We start from the raw sequence: 19,661 nt of genomic DNA, 5'->3' as shown, positions 1-19,661 counted from the left end.
ACGGTACCCAATTGAGAAGCCGGATATACGCGAGCAGTTGAACTTAAGCCGAAACAACAAAAACTTGCAATTCCTGAGGAGTCCATATACGCATTGCAATGCGCCGCATGGGTCTCGCAACGCATGGGCAAATAATCTGTGCCGTGCACGGCGCTCAATTAAAAACAGCAAAATCTTCGTAGAGGCGGCTTCAGCCACGAATGGCTTATGCAAGACTGGATGGCCGCATGCCGGTTTTGCAGCGTACCCTCAATTCAAATGAAAAGACTCAAAAAACGCCTGTATTTTGGGTGAGTTTTGCTGACTCAGCGGGGCGCCAGCTTCGATGATGTAGACGGTTTTTCCGGCCAGGAAAAAATTTACTTGCTTGGCCGATTTATAGTCCGTCATCATCAGGCTGCGGCCAGGATTGCCTTCTATTCTTATGGTTTTCTCGTCCGAAATATTGATCTTGCCTTTGCCCTGGGCGACCATGCCTTCCTTGAGTGCGTCCAGGAAGTAGGTGGTATCTGCTGGCCGTGTTTCAAGATCGAAAGAAGTAACGGCATATTGCATCTTGCCTGCGTGCAGTACGTAGGTGTGATTATTGAAAACGCCTGCTTCCTTTGGTGCGGCCTGTTCTGTCGGTGTGCCGGGCATGCTGATGCTGTAGCGATGATCGGGTGGTGAGAATTCTGCAATCGGTTCTTCTTTTTCTGCCTTGATGAATCTACCTGAGGCGGCATACAGACATGCGGTGAGAGCCAGGCTGAGCAGGATGATGTTGCGCAGGTCATGGTTATCGTCAGGAATGGCGTCCTTTGCACCCAGCAGGCCGACTTTATAGCCTTCGTCCTTGATGAGGGCCGTGGCCTTGATGTTGTAGATCACCATCATGATCAGATTCAGGAGGGGGACAAAGGACAAGAGCAGCATCAGGACTGTTTTGGCACCGGACCAGCCAAAACCACCAGCCAGGCGGAAGAAGCCAACTACGCTCATGAAAATGATTATCAGCAGGCCAGCAAAAGCGATCAACACTTGTGCGCGGTTGCTATACTCCACACTCTGGACCCAGACGGTCAGTGTAATATTAAGCAGGATGGCCATAATAATCAGGCGCTGGCCTATGGCGAGGCGGCTTATATAATAATCTCCGCCACCGCCGTCATTATGCGCAAACTGTACTCTGCTGCTTGCAGAACTGCCGCCACCATTGCGACCACCGCCGCTACTGTTACCACTACCAGCAGTTGCGGTGCGTTTGCCGGAGCTGCTGCTATGTGAACTGCTTGCACTACCTGCACTGCCAGACACGGTGGCCATGGCCATGCCAAGGTCAGTGCGGCTAAAAATCCAGTTATACACAGCGCGGTTGGCGGCAAACACGGATGCCTTGGCAGTGATGGCGATAGAGACCAGCATGTCGTCCGTGCGCATGCAGCAAATCAGCATGTGGCTTTCTTCTTCATCGCCAGTTTGTATGCCTTTGTATTCGGCCACAATGCCCTGGATGCGATTGCCCCAGTTTTCACCCTTGATGATGCTGGGTTTGGCTACCTGCTTCATGTAAGGCATTTCCTTGTCGATGATATGCAGACGCATGCCCACCCATTTTTCTATCGGGGTATTGTCACGCGCAAAGCCATTCGCTTCTAGTTTTGCACCGGTAATCGGGTCCAGCAAGTGTAAAGAGCGGCTGTTTTTAACTTCTTTCCAGCTACCGGGGGCATAAAATTCCAGACCCAGATTGGCATTGTGAAATTCTTTGGGGTTGAGGCTGGAAATGGCATGCCCGGTCAACTCACCCGGGCTGGACGGAAGCGGCGGCACAGGTGCCTGCGCAACTGGCTGGGGTTTTTTCGCGACAGGTTTATCCCAGTCTTCCAGGCTCAATTCGGCTGGATTGAGGTTGATCTCCGGGAAAGGAGAGGCAGACGGGTTCCTGTTTTGTGCGTCAAATGTCATATGTAATCTCTGGTTTTTTTACAGCAATCGCGTTGCAACAGATGCCTCAAAGCCATGCTTATGCCTGCACTATGCTTTCGATATAGCTGCATGCAGACATGTTCTTATTTCAAATGGAAAGATTCCAAAAATTCCTTGATCTTGCGATTATCTTTTTCTGCGCCGGAACCTAAACCCTGGACTACGTACACAGTTCCTCCTGCGACGTAGTAATCAATACGTCCGACCAGTTCCTTGTTTTTTACGCGCAGGCTGCGGCCAGGGTAATTGTCAAGATACAGCGGTGTTTGCTCAAGAATTTGCAAGTCTTTGACGCGGGCAACTTCTTCCTGCAGCTTATCCAGGGCTTCTTGCATTTTGCCTGGTGCTGCAAACCAATGGAAGGACGCTACACCATAGTAAATCTTGCCCGAGACCAGATAATAAGCCTGCATGCCAACAGAAAATGCATTGAATGCATTGCCGGTCGCCGTTTGTACTTGCGGCACGCCAGGGAACATCACGCTATACCGTTGGCCTATGGGAGAAAACTGCTTCAGCGGCGGGTCTTTTTCCCGCGCATCCATACGCGTGAAAAGGCCGTAAGCCAGCAGGCAGATGGCGACGGATATGATCAGCAGCTTGCGAATGTCATGATTACTATCTGGTATGGCATCCCGCGCACCAAGCAGGCCGACACGATAACCTTCTTCTTTCAGGCGTCTGTTAGCCAGGAAATTGATATACAGGTAAGTGAATAAACTCACAAACGGTATACAGGCCAGAATAAACATCAGCAATTTTTGCAGGCCCGACCAGGCGAATCCCTTGGCCATACGGAAAAAACCAAACAGCCCGGTGCTGCACGTCAGCGAATAAGAGAACAACAGGATCAAGATATCCATGCGGTCCAGAGACTTGATGTTCCTCACCCAGATGCTCACGAAGAATGACAGCAGTATGCCCACCATCAGCATGCGCTGCCCGCTGGCGATGTAGCCTATTTCTTTATCTTCATCAGACATCGTGCCACCATTGCCGCCATTTTTTCTGTTGCCTGATCCCGTACCCGGTGTATTGGTGGGCATGGCATTGCGTGCGCTCGCCATGTCAGCGGCAAGCTGGCTGGCATTACTGGTATCTGCGCCCGCCAGCTTCCTGGCTGCGCTGGCAGCCTGCATCGCCAGTAAGGGACGGCAAATATGTGCGCGGCCCAGCATCCAGAAATAAACACTGCGCTGGGCATCATAGACCGACGCCCTGGCGGTGATCGTCACCGATAACAGCAATTCATCTGTGCGCATGCAACAGATCATCACGCAGGTATCTTCATCTTCACCACTGGCACGTCCACGGTATTCGGTAACAAGCCCTTGTATGTGCTGCGCCCAGTTTTCACCCTGCATACTGAAGGGTTCGCCAGATGACTGCAGATAAGGCATTTCTTTTTGCAAGATAGGCAGGCGCATGGCTGCCCATTGCTCTATCGATACCTGGGCGCGTGCAAAGCCACTGGCTTCCAGCCGCGCATCTGTCAATGAATCCATTAATTGAATAGTGCGGGCATTTTTTACTTCACGCCAGGAACCCGGCGCATACAATTCCAGCCCCAGCTGTGGATTATGAAACTGCCTGGGATGCAGGGCGGCGATGTCTTGCCTGTCCAGTGGTGTCAAATCGGCCAAGTGTAAAAACGGAGTTTTCTGTTCAGCTTGCTGACCACCAGCAGCGCCAGGTGCACCATGGGGCAAAGAGGGGACAGGGGGAGTAGTGTCAAATTCCATCATGCTAATTATTGTTATAGAAGAACTGGCACTGATGTCGCCAAAAAGCAAAGCATGGATTAAATCATTGACTGAGGAATTGTGTCAAATTGTTTCAGTACTTTACAGCTTAATGAAATTGCCATAGAGGAAGATGCCAATGTCTGGACGGCGATATACCTGCAGGCGACTACTACCTTTGTAGTGTGCCGAGAATAAACTGAAGCGCGATTTTGTTTTTATCTCTTTCCTCTACAGAGTAGGGATTGCCAATAAAGTGCGTGGTATTGGATACCCAGAGAAATGATGCTTTGTTTGGGGGATACCGCTTGATTGCTGCATGTGTCTTGGTGCAGTGCCAGGCAGGGGTAATCTTGTCCTGCGCACCGCAAGTTAGAAGAAAGCGGCCGCTGGACTGGCCAGGTGTCAGCAGTTGCAAATACGGGGTCAGTTTTTTTCGCTGATTGAATTCGTTTTCTTTTGCCACATCGCCATATTCTTCATTATCTTCTGGCAGATTATGGTGTGATCCTGAGCCATCCAGATAAGGCGTATCCAGCCATGCACCAGCCACCACATCAGGATTGCGCAATGCAGTCAGCATGGCTGGTATGGCGCCAGCGCTGCTACCCTGCAAAAGAATCTTTCCTTTCTGGATGAGCTGCTTCTCCATGCCAGCCTGCATACAGGCCTGCGTATCAAAAATCGTATTTTCTTTATTTTTGGCTTTGCCTGCATTTTCCCAAAACTTGCCTTGCTCGCCGCCACCCCTGACATGCGCCAGCAAATAGCCAATCTGATTTTCCAGCACTGCTGCTGACAGTGCATCGACTTCGCCTTTCAGTACGGCACCATAAGCGCCATAGACACGCACTATGCCGGGTATGGCCTGTGCGGAAGATTTCTTCGCTATCCAGGTGCAGGGCACAAGGGTGCCGTCACGGCTCTGCGCTAAAAATTTTTCTATCCTGAGTTCAAAGGGGAACTTGCTGTAAGCAAGTTCTACAAAATTACCCCGTGCATCTATCCAGCCATCACTACTCTCGCCAGCTTCGTTTTCTATCCTGACACGGGGCTGCATTCCGTAATGCAGATTACTCAGCGCGAGCTGCTTTTCTTGCTGCAAACTGGGACTTAATGGCAGTTGCTGCAGACCAGTGTCATTGGCAGCCCATAATTTATTTCCAGAGTGGTCCCTGAGCAAGACAAATGCACCAGAACCGTAGCCTGACCAGTCCAATTGCGTTTCTGCTGCACTCAACAAGCTGTTAATAGCCTGATCGGGCAGGTACAATTGCAATCGAATTTTTCTGGCAGTTTTTAATTCATCTGATGGAATCGAATCCGCGTAAATAAATCCCTCATGCGTTGCCGCCAGTTGATCTACTCCATCTATACCGGTATCCCTGAACCTGCTGCGTCCCTTGATTGAGTCAAATTGATATACCTTGCCAGCGTCATGGAGATATGCCGAGATAATCACCCAAGACTGCCTGGTATTTCTGGCCCTGAACATCGCTACCGCAGTTCCTGGTGCATTTGCTGGTAAATCAGCCTTGCTTAGTGCGCATTTCCAGGCGCTATCCTGCAACTGCATAATCACACAGCTTCTGTCACGCATTTCAGACGTGTCATAAAATAAAATCGCATGATCCGCAGTAAACGACCTGGGCCTGACCAGACGCCCCGCAACCCGGTTGGTGAGCTGATATTTTTCACCTGAACGTGCATAGAGAATAATCTCTCTCGCCTCTGTCAGGACGTGCTTTAATTCCAGGACGAGCTGCTTGTCATCATCCGAGAAATGAAAACCAGAAATTTGCTGATCGCAAACGCCGTTGTCAGTGTTTTGTAAAGAGCGGGTAGAAATGGTCTGGCCTTGCGCCGCCGGGCTTTGCATGACGAATAACTGGCATCCCGAAGTTAAGTCATCACTACTGATAAAAGCCGCAGACGTGACAAAGCGTTTCTTTACACTTGCATCAGATGCGATTTTGTCCATCACCACCAGGCTGGAATTTGATATGGACACATTCGCCAGCGCATTCATGCTGGCTTGATTCTGTTTCTCTATCCATAAGCGAATAACAGGCGCAGCGATGCTTTGGTGTAGATAAAAAAAGGGATCGCCAAGCAAAGCCAGCATAAGCAAAACGCCAGCAGTCAATAAGCCTGCAATGGCAACATAGCGGATTTTTCTCTTGAAGTTCAATTTTTAATTTAAGCGTGGCTTGCCTGAAGCAAGCAATGAAGGTTAGAACTCATTTCATAAATAGGGTGAGATGCGTTTGCCTCATAACGTGGGCTGGCTAATGGTAAAACTATGGACGAGGCAGTCAATAGCTTCGTCTATTGACAACGAGTCGAATTGTCAACACCTGCAGTCCAGCCCACGCAATGAGGCAAACCCTTCGGGAACTGACGATTTGGGCGCATTGCAGCGTTGCGCCCCTCGCTAAGGCACCAGCCTTAGCAGCGGGCCACGCCTTGCACTGCATCCCAAATCGCCTTGTTCGCACTCATCCTATTTATGAAATGAGTTCTAGTATCTGATACCAGTAGCGAAAATATGTTTTTCTGGCTTCATTGTACTAGCTTAGCCCGGCAAAAGGAGGTAATGCAGTTCCGGCAGCGGGTTTGGGGATTGATGTTGATGCTGTATGGCGATGAGTATGCTGTGTGCAGCAACTCATCCATGGATGACAAATCAGCTTGAAGCCTGGCTCGGTGGATGGGTCTGCTTTTCTGTATATTAATCTACTCCCATCAATAATTCATCGACTACCCAGGTCTGTAACCAGCCGCCTATCTCATTGGCTATTTCTGGATTATGTTCTGCCGCCTGTTCACACACATCGGCAAAACGCTGGCCCTGGCTTAAACCATGCAGGGCTTGTGCTTCTGCTGTGCTCAGCGATCTGAAGCTTGCCTGCAACTGCTTGCGCCAGACTATCCAGGTAGTAGCCTGTTCCGTGTATTCTGGTGCAGGTGGCGTCTGCTCTTCACTCAGGGCCAGCCAGATGGCGACGCTATTGCTGCGCATGGGGATGAATTGCAATGAGCTGCTGGTGCGCAGGCCTACCGTTTCCCAGTCGCTGACGCTCGCCAGCTCAGTGAGTGCGAGGACGTGATGATCAGGCGCATCAAAGGCCAGGCCCAGCGCCCATTCAAATTGCGCCAGCTCAGCCACTTGCGGGTGTTCTCCAAACTGTGTGCGCAACTGCGCTGCAAAGTTATCGCCAAACCAGCGCAGATTGCGATAATGGGAAGGGTGGGCGGCGATGTATGTCGCACATGCCTCATAAAACATCTCATCACCAAGATAGGCGTGCGTCTTGCTGTAAGCCTCGGACAAGGCATCGCGCAGGCGCAGGCGATAAGCCTGGTAATAAATATCCAGCCGAGCATCAGGCCCCAGGCCAGGCGTCACTGCCAGGTGTTTGTGCATGCTGCCCGCATCTTGCTGGCCCAGAATAAATTGCTGGAAATCTGACTGCAGGTTTTGTGTGGCGTTCATCGTCTAACTTTCTTATGCAATCACTTATGCAACCATTTATGCAGCCAAAGCAGGTGACAGGATGCTGCTGCTGATGCGGCGCGCCTGTTCAAGTTCTGCCACCAGTTCTGCCAGCGGCGGGATATTGTCATCCCGCTCTATCATGCTGGGCACGGCACCAAAGCGGCGTATCGCCTGCGCATATAAATCCCATACCGGGTCAGCCACTGCCTGGTCATGGGTGTCAACGATATGTGTGCCATGGTTGCTATGGCCCGCCAGGTGGATTTGTTGCACACGGCCAAGCGGTATGCCACGCAAGTACTCCATTGCATCAAAACCATGGTTGACGCTGCTGACATAGATATTATTCACATCCAGCAAGATCATGCTGTCTGCCTGTTCGGCAATGGCGGCAACAAATTCCCATTCGGCCATGCTGTCGCTACTGTATTGCAGATAGCTCGATACATTCTCCAGCACCAGCCTGCGTCCCAGAACATCCTGCACGCGGCGCACATTACCTGCGACCAGTTTGATAGTTTCTTCGTTATACGGCAGCGGGAAAAGATCATGCATATTCTTGCCGTGCACACCTGTCCAGCAAATATGGTCAGACACCCACAACGGTGACACCCTGTCGATGAGCTTCTTCAAGTCATGCAGATACTCTGCCGACGGGCCATCGGGCGTGCCTATGGACATCGACACCCCATGCATGACGACCGGATAATCGGCACGTATAGCATCGAGCATGGCCAGTGGTTTGCCACCGGGCACCATATAGTTTTCAGACAAAATCTCAAACCAGTCCACTGCCGGTTTGTCAGCCAGTATGGGCAGATAATGCTCGGTGCGCAGACCCAGGCCAAAGCTGGAAGAGGTGAGGGGATTTGTCATGATCAATTCTTTGAAAGTGAAAACAGAAAATGCGCCGACCTTGAGAGCCAGCGCATTTCATCAATCAGGCTGGATTATTTATCCAGATCAATGATCTTGCCGCCTTTAGCCAGGCATTGACCAGCAGCTGTTGCTACAAAGCCATGGCCTTTGCAGGAATTTTGACCCTTGCAGGCGTTTTCTGCTGTCTTGCAGTCGCTTGTACCTTTGCAGCTATTAATGCCTGAGCAATGTACTTTATCAGCGGCGCTGATGGTGCTGGTGCCAGCGATGGCAAAGCCAGACAAAGCCAGGGTAGCGGCTGCAGCAGCGATCATTGCGCCAGTTTGGATAGATTTTTTCATGATGTGTTCTCCGTAAAATTAAAATAAGTGAAGGTAATTAAAAGCGATTGAAAGTAAAACCAAGTTCGTTACCCGCTCTGCAATACGCATCAACAAGCTGAACTTAAGCATCAGTCGGGCGGATTGCCGATTACTTACACATCTTTTTAAATATTTTTAAAATTCTTTTTTTAGAGATATATCTGTTTCATCACTTCAAGGCCATTCAAACCTCCGGCAGGAGCGGCTTCAGACGTGATTGCCCGCTACAACAGACATCGCCAGGCACGGCTACGGCTGTTCGCGGCTAAAGCCGCGCTTACAAAAATGCTCTCAGGCAAGTCTTGCACTTCATGCAGACTGCATACCCACTTCACATGCGCATGGCATTCTGATGGCTCTATGACGTGAGGTTGCACAGCATCTATGGATACTTTTTTAAGCGCTTTTTTTTCTTGCCGTATGCATCGGGGTTTGCCCTCGCAATTTTACTCAGCTTGCGCCCGGGGCCAGTCGCGGTCACGGTGTTGATCGTGCTCATGGTCACGGCCTTGCTAATGGCTATTCCAAATACCAGAGGGGCAGGCGGTAATGGCAGTCTTGATATCATCTTGCTGCTGTTCATCCTCGTGCTGGCTTATGCAGGTTTGCTTGTTGGCTTCGTCACACGATGGGCCTTATGGTTCTTTTTCTCTTCCAGCACATCCCGATCTCACAAATGGCGGCGTAGTGCAATCATGCTGACGAGCCTGATGTTCTTGCCCGGTTTGTTGCTGCTACTTATATAAAGGAGGAGGCAGGAATATCGAACACGATCACTCCAGCCTCTCCTTCAGCAACACTGGCGACGATGCTGCCGTCAGGCGCAACGATGCAGGTGCAACCATGGCTGATCTTGTCTTCATGTATGCCGACCACATCAGAAGAGACTACCCAGCAGCCAGTGTCAATAGCGCGCTGGCGCAGGTTATCCAGGCTTTTGCTACGCCACTTCTCTGCGGTAGCGGGTGCCAGCATATTGTTTAGCGGATAGCACAACAAGCCAGCGCCTTGCTGCCTGAGTGCCATTGCGCATTCAGGGTAGTTGGCGTCATTGCAGATATTGATACCGAAGCAAAATCCTGCACGATCAAATACAGGCGATGCAGTCCCCGCCACGACACCGCGTTCATTGGGATATTGTTTGGCATAGGTGCCCAGCAACTTACCCTGCCGGATGACAGCGGCAGAATTGCAGATGCCCGTTGCAGCCTGCTCAAAAAATCCCACAATGATGTCAGTCTCAAATGCTGACAAGTCTGACAGCATTTGCTGGAAGGCTGCGCCGTCTGTGGCCAGAGCACGCTGCGCTATGCTTGCTGCATCTGAGGAATAACCGGGCAAATAAGATTCAGGAAAGATGGCCAGCTCCACGTCCTGATCCCGGCACCAGCGCAAGTCAGCCTGTAATTGTGCTGTTGTTTTTTGCAGGTCGTCAAAAACAGGGGAACGCTGGAAGGCGGCGATGCGGAGCGTGTTCTTGTTCATTATTGATTGAACTCACTTTGCTGAGTAATCGTTGACAGACATTTTTTATGACTAATCTCGTGTATAAACATCTGTCATTAATGTGTCATCAGGGAGTGAGTCAATGAGTTCATTCAGATAGCGATACCAGGCTTCATTTTTTGAAGTGATGTTTTCCCACCCATTAAAATCCTGATCATCTATTATCTTGCCATTTATAATCAGCGCACTTCGATTGATGAGCATATCAACATTTATCTGAACAAATTTCTCGCGGGGATACTGAAGGACATTGTGTTGGGGAGGCTTTGTATATCTGAGCGTGGTATGTACAGGCAGGGGCATGCCCGCTGTTGATAGATCCCAATATTCACCGGCCTCCATTGCTATGTCACTCCGCATTTTTTGCCAATCGATTTCCCCTTTCAAGGCACTGCCAGTATAGCCCGGTGTGCTCGTTCCAGATATTCTCTCCGATGCAATAGATGATGTTGCAGCAATGCCGGGTTTAAGTTTCCAGGAAGTTACCAGTACTCCCCAGTTGACCCAAAAACTATTTGGCCTGTCACGATGAAATATTTCACTCACCTTGCCTGCATCATCCACACGTACCCAGCCAAATCTATCCTTACCCAAAAGATCTGGTGTTTCTCCTGGCTTCAGTATTCTTCCTAAACTTCGACGCTCGCTTACATAGTTCTCAAAACTCAAGGATGTTGAAGCTGAGGCACCAGACTGGTAAGCCGCAAAATCTTCCAGAGTTTCTTGTAGGATGTCCAGACTTCGAACGTGCTTATCGACATAACCATCAAAGCTTCGAAAGCGTGCCATTTGTTCTTCTGCATCTGGCCCTATAACAATGTAGGATCGACCACCCATCATGTTCTCCCTGGTGTAGGTCAGTAAACGAAAATGCTAGTATGCGGGTATGTTTGTCACAGCGCAATCGCATGTGTTTTTAGTGCTTTCAACTGACGAATGGAACTTGCTCTGTCGCGTGATTCACAGCGGTGCAGCGGTGCAGCATTCATCGCTTCTGTCAATCTGGAGGAGTTTTATGCGGGCGTGACATAGTCATAGGTAGCATTTTTTTGCATCACGAAATATAAATTCACTCTCCCAGGCGCAGCATTACCACCGAAGCATCATCCGTTTTCTTGACCGTCATGCCACCGGCCTTGCCCGCTTCATACGTACGCAATTCCTGCATCAGGGCATCCAGCCCACGCCTGGCGCAGGCTTGCATCAGGCTTTGGTCGTCGTAGAGATGGTAGCTGTCAACCAGCCGGTAAAAGCCATCCGTCATGAGCAGCAGATGCCCTGATGCGGCCAGTGGGATGTTGTACTCACGGGCGGCAAAGCGGCCTTGTGGATACAGGCAGAGTATGGAGGGGTGTTCGCTCAAATTTTGCGCGACGCGGCGTTCTCTCAGCATGGGCAGTAACCTGGCCCAGCGGGCCTGTTCATCCAGGCCTTCCTGTTTCAACTGTTCTATCGCGGTTTTGAGTATGCCTTCTTGCGGGTTGACATAGGGATCAAGCTCGCTGGCTTTGCCCTCTGCATCCAGCAGGAAGGCTTTGCAATCACCCAGGGCATAGATGCTGGCATGCTTGCCATTGGCGTGTACGCGTAGCCAGGTCAAGGCTGCAATTGGGTAGGCATACACCGGCATGGTGGTGCTTTGCAAGAGTTTGCTGTGTTGCTCATGCAGGGTATGCAGTGCAAGTTCCATGCTGTCAGCCTGCTTGATGGCAGGTGTCGCCACTTGCAATAGCGCGGCTGCAAACTGCTGCACAAACCAGGCTGGGTCACCGCATTGCTTATCGAGATAATGCTGGTCTGATACCGAACTGGCGCCATCAAACATCAGTACATCCAGCGTGCCATCGGCATGGAGATGGCTGGCTACCAGGTCTTCGTTAGACTTGTCAGTGGCTGCGGTGGAAAGGGAGGTGATGTTGGTCTGGTTCAAGGCGCTGTTCCGCTGCGTATATTCTGAAGCCAGAATATAGCATTGGAACGCGCCTTTGACAGAAAGCTCAGCAGGAAGAATTGAGGCGCTTGCTTATTTCAACTTCCAGACAAAGGCCAGATTATTCCAGCCCGCTGTGATGCCCATATTGACACCCACATTGAAACGGCAAGCCTTCAAGGCGCGCATGGATTCTTTATCGATCACACGAAAGCCGCTGGTGCCGGTGATTTTAGCATCGACCACGTCACCTTTTTCATCCAGCAAAAAATTGAGCCTGACCTGACCCTGTACTTCATCTGTTAATGTGCGTTGGTCATAAGAGGGCGCATCGCAACCGGATGCAACAAAGGCCTGGCTGGCATCCATGGCAAAGGCGGGGATAGTGACCAGGGCAAAAGCCAGTGTGGTGACGATGGCATACAGACGAAATTGTGGGGTCATCATGAACTCCTGAAAAATATAAACTGGCATCGCTGCTTGTGGCTGCGACAGCCTTGAGGTGGGCGGATGACTACAATATACGTGGCGCTGAGTGCTGGGGAAAATCAAAAAATCATATAGGTGTTATTCGCCAAAAGCATAATGCTGGCGGTGCATTATTCAGGTGCGCAGGGTGCTTTTGAAAGTGCCAGAAACTCTCCATGGCAGTGCAAAAATAGCGGCCAAACCGGTGTTTACAGGAGTGGATAGTCATGATGGTGCAAAAAATATTTTTGTTGGAATGAGAAATATTTTTATGCTTTTGTCGCCGTTTAGCCTTTGCACACACACCATCTGTTTAAAACCAGCCACCTCAAACCCGTCATACCGAACTTGATTTAGCATCCGGCGGCTTTGCTTGCATGCTGGTCTGCGTGTTTTTACTGAGACTTGTACTTACTGTTTTGCATTCATGGTCATGCAGGCGACACGGCATAACGACGCTGGATGCCAGATCAAGTCTGGCATGACGAGGCGGGGGCTAACTGCGGGCGGTGGATGTAACCGTGCATTAAGCAGCAAAACAAAGGTCCAGCGGGCTCGTATTGCGTGATTTATATGCAATCTCAAACCCGTCATGCCGGACTTGATCCGGCATCCAGCGGCTTTGCTCGCATACTGGTCTGCGTGTTTTTACTGAGATTTGTACTTACTGTTTTGCATTCATGGTTATGCGGGCGACACGGCATAACGACGCTGGATGCCAGATCAAGTCTGGCATGACGAGGCGGGGGCTGCTTGTTGAAGATGGGGATTGCGGTGCATTGATCAGCACAACAAAGGCGGAGTTAACACCGAATTTCACTGTGAATCTCTCTGTGAATCTCTGTGCTACCTCTGTGTCTCTGTGTTGAAAGGTCTTTTTAAGACATCTGTGTTGAAAGGTCTTCCTGAAATCAAAAAAACAAAACCCGGCCAATCAAGGATCGCCGGGTTTTATCATTTCACCAGCCAGCTATTACCTGGCCTGGTGAGGCAACACAATTAGTTCTGTGTTGACTTTTGCGCTTTAGCCGCTACTTTGTCAGCATTGGCTTTTTCTGCTGCCAGACGTGTTTCTGTGTTGGCTTTTACCAGTGCTGCTTTTTGTGCTGGATACCAGGAGAAACCTTCCATGCCGATTTCTTCGCCATTGGCGCGGGCTTCTTGCAGTTCAGCAACTACTTCAGCACGGGTTTTTTGTGCAGGTGCAGTATCGGCGGCAAAGGCAGAAGCAGCAGTCAAAAATGTCAGGCTGGTTGCCAAAAAGAGTTGTTTCGCATTCATGATAATTCCTATCAATAAGTAAGTTTCAGAGTAAGCCTTCCTCACATTATTGCATAATTGTCATGAGAAGTGAAATTTCACTTCCGATAACAACTAAAGCAAGCTAATGTCAGTGGCGCGGTGTAGAGCGGGTTTTGATGTTGCACTGCACCGATGGAAAGAAGTGTAGGCTTTTCGGATTCAACAATAAAGCTCTAAAATGGGAATATACTATTGCTGAATCAGGAACAATCAGGGGCTTGAAAATGGACAGATTGCAATCAATGCGAACCTTTGCCAAGGTCGTGGAGTTGGGTAATTTTGCCAAGGCGGCAGATGCGCTGGATATGTCCAACGCAGTCGTAACCCGTTATGTGGCGGATCTGGAGAGCCACCTGGGGACGCGTTTATTGAATCGCTCTACCCGCAAATTGTCGCTGACCGAGACTGGCATGGTCTACCTGGACCGCGTGCGCGCCATATTGAGCGACATCGACGACGCCGATGCCATCGCCTCGTATGCGGCCAAAAAACCCAGTGGCACTTTGCGCGTATATTCTGTGCCTCATTTCGGCAAAGCGCAACTGGCACCCTTGCTGCCCGAGTTTGCCAAAGAGTTCCCTGATGTCATGCTCGACATCAAGATCACCGACCACCATGTTGATCTGGTGGAAGAGGGCATCGATGTTGGTTTTTATCTTGATCTGCAAAAAATAGACGGCAGCATGATTTCACGCAAGCTGGCTACCTCAGAAGTCTTGCTCTGTGCTTCACCGGCGTATCTGCAAGAACATGGTACACCTACGACGCCAGAAGACATCTCTGGCCATCGCTGTCTCAATTTCAATTACGATTTTTTACGCGATAACTGGATGGCCTTTGACAAGCGTATAGGCCGTGACTCTTACCGCGCCATCCCCATACAGAGCAAGGTCATCAGCAATAATGCCGACGTATTGCGTGCCTGTGCCCTGGCTGGCATGGGCCTGGTCTTGCGTACGTCTTTCCAGATTGATGATGACCTGGCACAAGGCCGCCTGGTCAGGCTGTTCCCTGAACATTGTTTTGGTGCTGTGTCGATTTCCATGGTCTACCCCAGCCGCCGCCAGTTGTCAGCCAAGGTCAGGCGCTTTGTCGATTTCGTTGCCAGCAAGTTCCCGCATCCGGAAGAAGACATATGGCTGGGCACTTGCCCCTTCCGCATCCATGAAGAAAAACTCAGGGAACTGGGCATCGCCCATCCTGGTAAGGTGCGTACAGGCTAAGGCGGGTGTACAGACAAGTGTAAAATTTTCTGGTCATGCTTGCGTAACACAATTTAGTTACTATATGCGGGTAGTGTCTCCTTTGGTATTGTTATCGCCACGGAATTTCCCCTCCGTGGCGTTTTTTTTGTGCCTGCTGGTTTGCGAATTTATCTGTTAGCGAAAAATTTTATTTGAGAATACAACACCAGTGACCATTGAGATTAACCCTTACTTCAGGCCGGAATATGGGTCATCAACCGTGTCTCCAAACTCTACAATGGCCGAAGCAATTTCTGTACTGACTTCTGGGGATAGTTGACCTGGGTCAGTCAACCTCAACTTGGTATATGCCTCCGACAATCCTAGCCTGGCGATGACGCCGATGAGTGCTTCAGTTGATGTCAGGGATGTTTTTGACCATATATTCAGAACTAGCACATCAAGTTGTTGCCTGATTTTTTCTGATAATGGCAAGTAGGTATGCCACTGCCTTTCAGCCAATTCAAATAATGCAAATAGCAGCATATCATCCCCAGTTTTCTATGATACTGAGTTGATTCTTTCAATAATGCAGGTGAACTCATGTTCTAACTGGAGTTTCTCCATTTCATCTGGCAATGCAGAGATACGATTGAGCTCATCCATATTGATGCTTTTTCTAAAATTGGGGGCTGGAAAATCAGACGTAATCAAGCTTGTAGGGTGACTAAAGTGCAGGGGCTTCAGGGCTTTACTATTCCCCAGCGATTCCCTCGCTACTGATAGTAAATGTCTTATACGCCGTTTCGCGATCCGGCTGGCTGTTCAGATAATTGTTCCACAGCAGGGGAAACTTTTCTGACAAACTGACGTGGGTGTAATCCATCCAGTTGAAATCCTCAGGCTCTACTGAGTTCTTATTTTCTTCTCGCTCTATGGGAGCATCAAAGATTTTTCTGCCAGTTACTTTTTCATAAGCATCGTAGATAGCGTAACAATAAGACTCGTCAGTAACATCAGGACTACCATCACGGTCATGGACAATTTCCAGCATCGCCATGCTGTCCGGATTAAGCAGTGCCTGTTCATAGGCGACCTGTCCCATAGAAATCAACCAATAGCGGAAATATAAAAAACTATCGTCAGACATATAGTCATGATGCAACAGACAGCCTGCGCCATACACATCACCAATTTCTGCTTGCCTGACGAGCTTGTGGAAGTGGATATCAAATTCCACGATGCGTTCAGGGGGTAATTTACTGAGATGGTATTCCAGGTCTTCGGCGCGAAAGCGCTGATACCGTGCAGTATGATTTGCTTTGGCAACGATTTGCCAGAAATCCTGATCATTCATGAAGGTGCTGCTGATTGTTTATCGTACCGCCATTGTAAAGCAGCGCCGATAATCCGGGATAGTGGGGAGGGGCAAGCTATGATGAGACAGGTAAAAGTAAGAGGGTACTTAGCAAAGCACCCTCAGCACCCTCAGCACCCTCAGCACCATCAATCCACAAACTCCGTCTTGAAATCCCAGGCATCAAAGCCGCCCACATTGGCCGCTATGCCACCGGTATGTTCCAGGAAAAAATGCACGGTGCGTAAAAATTCGCGGTAGTCTTCCAGCGAAGTCGCCTTGATTTGCAGCGATGCCACGCAGAGGTTTTTAGCGTCTTGCACTTGTTTTTTTTCTTTGTAGTGGCCGTCATTGCGGTGCTGGATATAGCGTGCCAGCTCATGAGCAGCGTCGCCGCTTTTTTCACGGTGCACATATAACTGGAAGTCGCTATTGCGGCCATTTGCATAATGCTTGGTCAGTTTTAGCGTGGTCCAGTCCTTGACGACGTCATCGCCATAGAAATCACCATCTGAATCAAATTCTTCTGCTTGCCAGAAAGCCGGACAAAAATCATCTTCGCCAGGCATGGCGACGTGCTCAAACAGAACGATGATTTCAGAATAAATTTTCATATTCCTTGCCTCTAAAGATGCCTGCACCAGGGTGCGAATAAAAACTTTGCCACAGTATAACCAAACATTGTCGACTGCACTTTTTGCTGCAAGTGCAAAACTATACACGGCTTTTCATGAAGGCATCGGGCGGCATCAAAGCATGTCCGCCAGCATCATGTATAGCCAGGTTTTGTTAAGAGCCAGCGACAGACTGGTGCTACATCAGCAGAAAAAATTGCATGGATCAACTTTACCGAATATTTGTCTTCTGCGCTTGGTATTTATGATGCGATATTTTCAGCCAGGAAATTTTGCAACAGGTATTGAATATGTGTAATATGAATGACCACAAGCAAAGGGGGCGTCATGCAATTCCTGTCCAGCAAACTTAATGCAGAACCCGAACTGATGATGAGCCTGGACAACACGCCCATGATAGGCCTGTTGCTGGCCTTGATCATGATGTTGCTGATGAACTTACCGCCGAATCGGCATATCGTCGACTATGGGCAACTGCTTGTCTGTCGTAGTTTCATGCCGATACCGGAAGTCGTCAATGTAGAAATTGATGCCGATGGCAAGCTGTACTGGAATGGCCAGACATTGCCGCACGCACAACTGGATCAGTATTTCCGGCAACTGGCCAGCCGCACAGAAAACTCCCACGAAGTGTATGTCAGTGCCACCGCGGGCACGCCTTATCATCAGGTAATGACAGTATTGGCATCGGCACAACGCCAGGGTGTGACAAATCTGGGTGTGGTTGGTAAGGCATTGTTGTTCTGAATATACCTATCTTGCTGCGAGCTTTTTGGGGGTATGTCAGCCTCACACATCTCGTCACACATTTTGTCAAACATCTGCAGATGAAGCGCAGGCGCAGATTTGGCAGCAACATTTCTCATTCGCTTCAGGCGAAAAAATCTTGAATACCATCCTGTGATCTTGACCTGGTAAGGCTGATTGTCCAGTCTTCCTACGCGCGTAACGCAGCAACAGGCATTCCGGTTGACAACATCCCCTTCGTTTAGAACGACAACACTAAGCCACTACAAAGTGGTTTTTTTGCGTCAACGCAAAGTATCTGGCTGGCGTTTTTGGCTTACGTAGCATGACTACGAAGCAGAAATGAAGTACAAGACGAAACGCAAAACAAGCAAGCAAACCAAGTAAGCAACCCAAACATAAAGAGGGAAATATCATGAACAAACTGATCACCGCCATCATCGCTTCCACAGTTGTTATGGGTAGCGCATTTGCACAGACTCCAGCTAGCGCCAGCGCTACTGCTGCTTCTGCCAAACCAGCAAGCGCAGCTGCTGCGGCCAGCGTGGCGAAATCTGCTCCGGCAACTAAAGTAGTGGCAGCATCTGCTTCCGCTGCGGCCTCTGTACCAGCGATGCCAGCAGAAGCCAAGCCAGCAGCGTCAGTAGAAAAAGCTGTCAAGCATGAAAAACACGCTAAGAAAGAAGCTAAAAAAGCCGAAGTCAAAGCAGCATCGGCCTCTGCTTCTGCCAGCGCAGCATCGAAGTAATTTGCTTTAATAATTTAATACTCCGGCGGCATGGGCTGCCGGAAAAAATACTACTCACTTATCTGCAAGGAATTTAAAAATGAACAAACTGATGACTGCTTTGATTGCTTCCACTATTGTTATGGGTAGCGCATTTGCACAAACACCTGCCACCACACCTGCAAAAGCGACGCCAGCGGCAACGCCAGCAGTTGCTGCAACAAGCGCAGCTCCAGCCCCAGTCGCAGTGACGGCACCTGCGGCCAAAGCGGTGACAACTACTGCGATGGCAGCACAGACAACGCCAACTACGCCGACCACGGCAGTGACTACAGCTACACCAGCCACTGAAGTGAAACATGTTACGAGTGGTGCTGAGAAAGTAGTGGCGAAGCATGAAAAACAAGCCACGCATGTCGCTCATGAAAAACATGCGAAGGCAAAGTCTGAAGTAAAAGCAGAACTGAAAGCAGAAGCGCATACAGATGCTGTCAAGGTGGTCGCGAAGTCGGCAACGCCAGTGACATCGACAACACCAGCAACTGTGGGTGCAACGAAAACAGTAACGCCTGCTGTAAAATAATTTTTACAAAGTAGTTACACGCTGGGTAGTAGTTAAGAAATAAGAAGCGCCGCGCAATCATTAGAGATCGCGCGGCGTTTTTCTTGTAGTAGCATAGGGTATTTTTTACTAGCGCTTAATGGCTTCGATGATGGCGATGCACCAGGATGCTACGCTGGCGAGGCTCAGTATAGCAATAAAACCAAAGCCGGATTGCGGTGCGAATTTATCCAGCCCCAGTCGTTGCGCCAAAATGGTGATGATCTGTGTGCCATTGAAACCTGCCAGTGGCAATAAATGATAAGCGGCCATCTTGGCGGCGACGATGCCCAGCAATGTAAAGAAGGGTGTGGTCTGTATCAGGCGATAGGCATCGTGCAGCAGGCTGGGTGCCAGTTCGAAAGGTGATAGCGCACCCATGAAATACTGTTCAAAAAGGGCCAGGAAGTCTGTCAGGGCGCTCTGGCCGAGGATAACAAAAGCCAATGCAAGTTGTATCGCGCAGCCAGTCAGAGCGACCAGGATCTGTTGCAATGCGGGCAGACGATCAAATGTGCGGGATGGATTGCCATCAAAGAATTCCATATTACGCGTGTCGCGAAATCGGACGTAGCCTGTCAATGGGATCAGTTTCACGACGACATTCTTACGCTGCAATAGTGTAGGCCCAAAACCCAGGGAAATCTTTTGAACCTCGACACCCGCTGCCCAGCCTGCTATTGCTATGGTCGGCAAATGGAGGAGATTGCAGATGACAAGGATGATGAAAAAATTGAGCATGACGGTGCTTGTT

22 protein-coding genes are annotated in these 19,661 nt (G+C 49.7%); 7 read left to right on the top strand and 15 right to left on the bottom strand.

Features of this window, described 5'->3' with window-relative positions; all coding sequences use genetic code 11:
• Positions 1 to 249: 249 nt before the first annotated feature.
• From DFR42_RS27600 to bufA2, 6 genes are all read right to left on the bottom strand, one after another.
• Positions 250 to 1,947, bottom strand: a complete 1,698-nt coding sequence (locus DFR42_RS27600; RefSeq protein ID WP_110258297.1) for a hypothetical protein — start codon at positions 1,945 to 1,947, stop codon at positions 250 to 252.
• 104 nt (positions 1,948 to 2,051) lie between these two features.
• Complete coding sequence (locus DFR42_RS27595; protein ID WP_211324439.1) at positions 2,052 to 3,710, bottom strand: hypothetical protein; 1,659 nt, start codon at positions 3,708 to 3,710, stop codon at positions 2,052 to 2,054.
• Positions 3,711 to 3,882: 172 nt separating this feature from the next.
• Entirely contained in the window at positions 3,883 to 5,901 is a 2,019-nt protein-coding gene (locus DFR42_RS27590; RefSeq protein ID WP_110258295.1) for a prolyl oligopeptidase family serine peptidase, read from the bottom strand.
• 540 nt (positions 5,902 to 6,441) lie between these two features.
• Positions 6,442 to 7,206: an HvfC/BufC N-terminal domain-containing protein gene (locus tag DFR42_RS27585; RefSeq protein WP_110258294.1), complete on the bottom strand. Its 765-nt coding sequence runs from the start codon at positions 7,204 to 7,206 to the stop codon at positions 6,442 to 6,444.
• A 36-nt stretch (positions 7,207 to 7,242) separates the two neighbouring features.
• Complete coding sequence (gene bufB / locus DFR42_RS27580) at positions 7,243 to 8,085, bottom strand: MNIO family bufferin maturase (protein ID WP_110258293.1); 843 nt, start codon at positions 8,083 to 8,085, stop codon at positions 7,243 to 7,245.
• Positions 8,086 to 8,159: 74 nt separating this feature from the next.
• Positions 8,160 to 8,429 (bottom strand): BufA2 family periplasmic bufferin-type metallophore, encoded by a 270-nt coding sequence (gene bufA2, locus DFR42_RS27575; RefSeq protein ID WP_110258292.1) that lies wholly within the window; start codon positions 8,427 to 8,429, stop codon positions 8,160 to 8,162.
• A 386-nt stretch (positions 8,430 to 8,815) separates the two neighbouring features.
• On the opposite strand from bufA2, the gene DFR42_RS29050 reads away from it, so the two are divergent.
• Positions 8,816 to 9,196, top strand: coding sequence for a hypothetical protein (locus DFR42_RS29050; protein ID WP_170133721.1), 381 nt, complete (start codon positions 8,816 to 8,818; stop codon positions 9,194 to 9,196).
• Here DFR42_RS29050 and DFR42_RS27565 read toward each other — a convergent pair.
• The 4 genes from DFR42_RS27565 to DFR42_RS27550 form a co-directional block, all read right to left on the bottom strand.
• A complete protein-coding gene (locus DFR42_RS27565; RefSeq protein WP_110258290.1) occupies positions 9,189 to 9,935 on the bottom strand; it encodes a carbon-nitrogen hydrolase family protein in 747 nt (248 codons plus the stop codon). The genes DFR42_RS29050 and DFR42_RS27565 overlap by 8 nt on opposite strands.
• Before the next feature lie 51 nt (positions 9,936 to 9,986).
• A complete protein-coding gene (locus DFR42_RS27560) occupies positions 9,987 to 10,793 on the bottom strand; it encodes a hypothetical protein (RefSeq protein WP_110258289.1) in 807 nt (268 codons plus the stop codon).
• Between the two features lie 232 nt (positions 10,794 to 11,025).
• A complete protein-coding gene (locus DFR42_RS27555; protein ID WP_110258288.1) occupies positions 11,026 to 11,886 on the bottom strand; it encodes a SpoIIE family protein phosphatase in 861 nt (286 codons plus the stop codon).
• A 93-nt stretch (positions 11,887 to 11,979) separates the two neighbouring features.
• On the bottom strand, positions 11,980 to 12,330 hold the full coding sequence (locus tag DFR42_RS27550) for an energy transducer TonB (protein WP_170133720.1): 351 nt from the start codon (positions 12,328 to 12,330) through the stop codon (positions 11,980 to 11,982).
• Positions 12,331 to 12,927: 597 nt separating this feature from the next.
• On the opposite strand from DFR42_RS27550, the gene DFR42_RS29580 reads away from it, so the two are divergent.
• Entirely contained in the window at positions 12,928 to 13,092 is a 165-nt protein-coding gene (locus DFR42_RS29580; protein ID WP_211324438.1) for a hypothetical protein, read from the top strand.
• 261 nt (positions 13,093 to 13,353) lie between these two features.
• Here DFR42_RS29580 and DFR42_RS27545 read toward each other — a convergent pair whose 3' ends face one another.
• The gene (locus DFR42_RS27545; RefSeq protein ID WP_110258286.1) at positions 13,354 to 13,635 is read right to left on the bottom strand and encodes a DUF4148 domain-containing protein; all 282 of its coding nucleotides are present in this window, start codon (positions 13,633 to 13,635) and stop codon (positions 13,354 to 13,356) included.
• 245 nt (positions 13,636 to 13,880) lie between these two features.
• On the opposite strand from DFR42_RS27545, the gene DFR42_RS27540 reads away from it, so the two are divergent.
• Complete coding sequence (locus tag DFR42_RS27540; protein WP_110258285.1) at positions 13,881 to 14,879, top strand: LysR family transcriptional regulator; 999 nt, start codon at positions 13,881 to 13,883, stop codon at positions 14,877 to 14,879.
• A gap of 210 nt (positions 14,880 to 15,089) precedes the next feature.
• On the opposite strand, the gene DFR42_RS27535 is transcribed toward DFR42_RS27540, so the two are convergent.
• From DFR42_RS27535 to DFR42_RS27525, 3 genes are all read right to left on the bottom strand, one after another.
• The gene (locus DFR42_RS27535) at positions 15,090 to 15,386 is read right to left on the bottom strand and encodes a hypothetical protein (protein WP_110258284.1); all 297 of its coding nucleotides are present in this window, start codon (positions 15,384 to 15,386) and stop codon (positions 15,090 to 15,092) included.
• A gap of 208 nt (positions 15,387 to 15,594) precedes the next feature.
• The gene (locus tag DFR42_RS27530; protein ID WP_110258283.1) at positions 15,595 to 16,197 is read right to left on the bottom strand and encodes a DUF4240 domain-containing protein; all 603 of its coding nucleotides are present in this window, start codon (positions 16,195 to 16,197) and stop codon (positions 15,595 to 15,597) included.
• A 149-nt stretch (positions 16,198 to 16,346) separates the two neighbouring features.
• Positions 16,347 to 16,811, bottom strand: a complete 465-nt coding sequence (locus DFR42_RS27525; protein ID WP_146218991.1) for a hypothetical protein — start codon at positions 16,809 to 16,811, stop codon at positions 16,347 to 16,349.
• 67 nt (positions 16,812 to 16,878) lie between these two features.
• Here DFR42_RS27525 and DFR42_RS29575 point away from each other — a divergent pair, with 67 nt between their 5' ends.
• From DFR42_RS29575 to DFR42_RS27510, 4 genes are all read left to right on the top strand, one after another.
• Positions 16,879 to 17,130: a hypothetical protein gene (locus DFR42_RS29575; RefSeq protein ID WP_211324437.1), complete on the top strand. Its 252-nt coding sequence runs from the start codon at positions 16,879 to 16,881 to the stop codon at positions 17,128 to 17,130.
• Between the two features lie 5 nt (positions 17,131 to 17,135).
• Positions 17,136 to 17,579 carry an ExbD/TolR family protein gene (locus DFR42_RS27520; protein WP_110258281.1) on the top strand — a complete coding sequence of 148 codons (444 nt, stop codon included), beginning with the start codon at positions 17,136 to 17,138 and terminating at the stop codon, positions 17,577 to 17,579.
• Positions 17,580 to 17,994: 415 nt separating this feature from the next.
• Complete coding sequence (locus tag DFR42_RS27515) at positions 17,995 to 18,327, top strand: hypothetical protein (RefSeq protein ID WP_110258280.1); 333 nt, start codon at positions 17,995 to 17,997, stop codon at positions 18,325 to 18,327.
• A 79-nt stretch (positions 18,328 to 18,406) separates the two neighbouring features.
• Positions 18,407 to 18,889: a hypothetical protein gene (locus DFR42_RS27510; RefSeq protein ID WP_110258279.1), complete on the top strand. Its 483-nt coding sequence runs from the start codon at positions 18,407 to 18,409 to the stop codon at positions 18,887 to 18,889.
• Positions 18,890 to 18,997: 108 nt separating this feature from the next.
• Here the strand turns inward: DFR42_RS27510 and DFR42_RS27505 are convergent, their stop codons facing one another.
• Entirely contained in the window at positions 18,998 to 19,648 is a 651-nt protein-coding gene (locus DFR42_RS27505) for a site-2 protease family protein (protein ID WP_110258278.1), read from the bottom strand.
• Positions 19,649 to 19,661 lie beyond the last annotated feature (13 nt).

The organism is Undibacterium pigrum (genome assembly GCF_003201815.1).
GTDB lineage: Bacteria > Pseudomonadota > Gammaproteobacteria > Burkholderiales > Burkholderiaceae_D > Undibacterium > Undibacterium pigrum.
The sequence above is the reverse complement of the archived record's forward strand: the minus strand, read 5'-3'. Positions and strand labels throughout refer to the sequence as shown.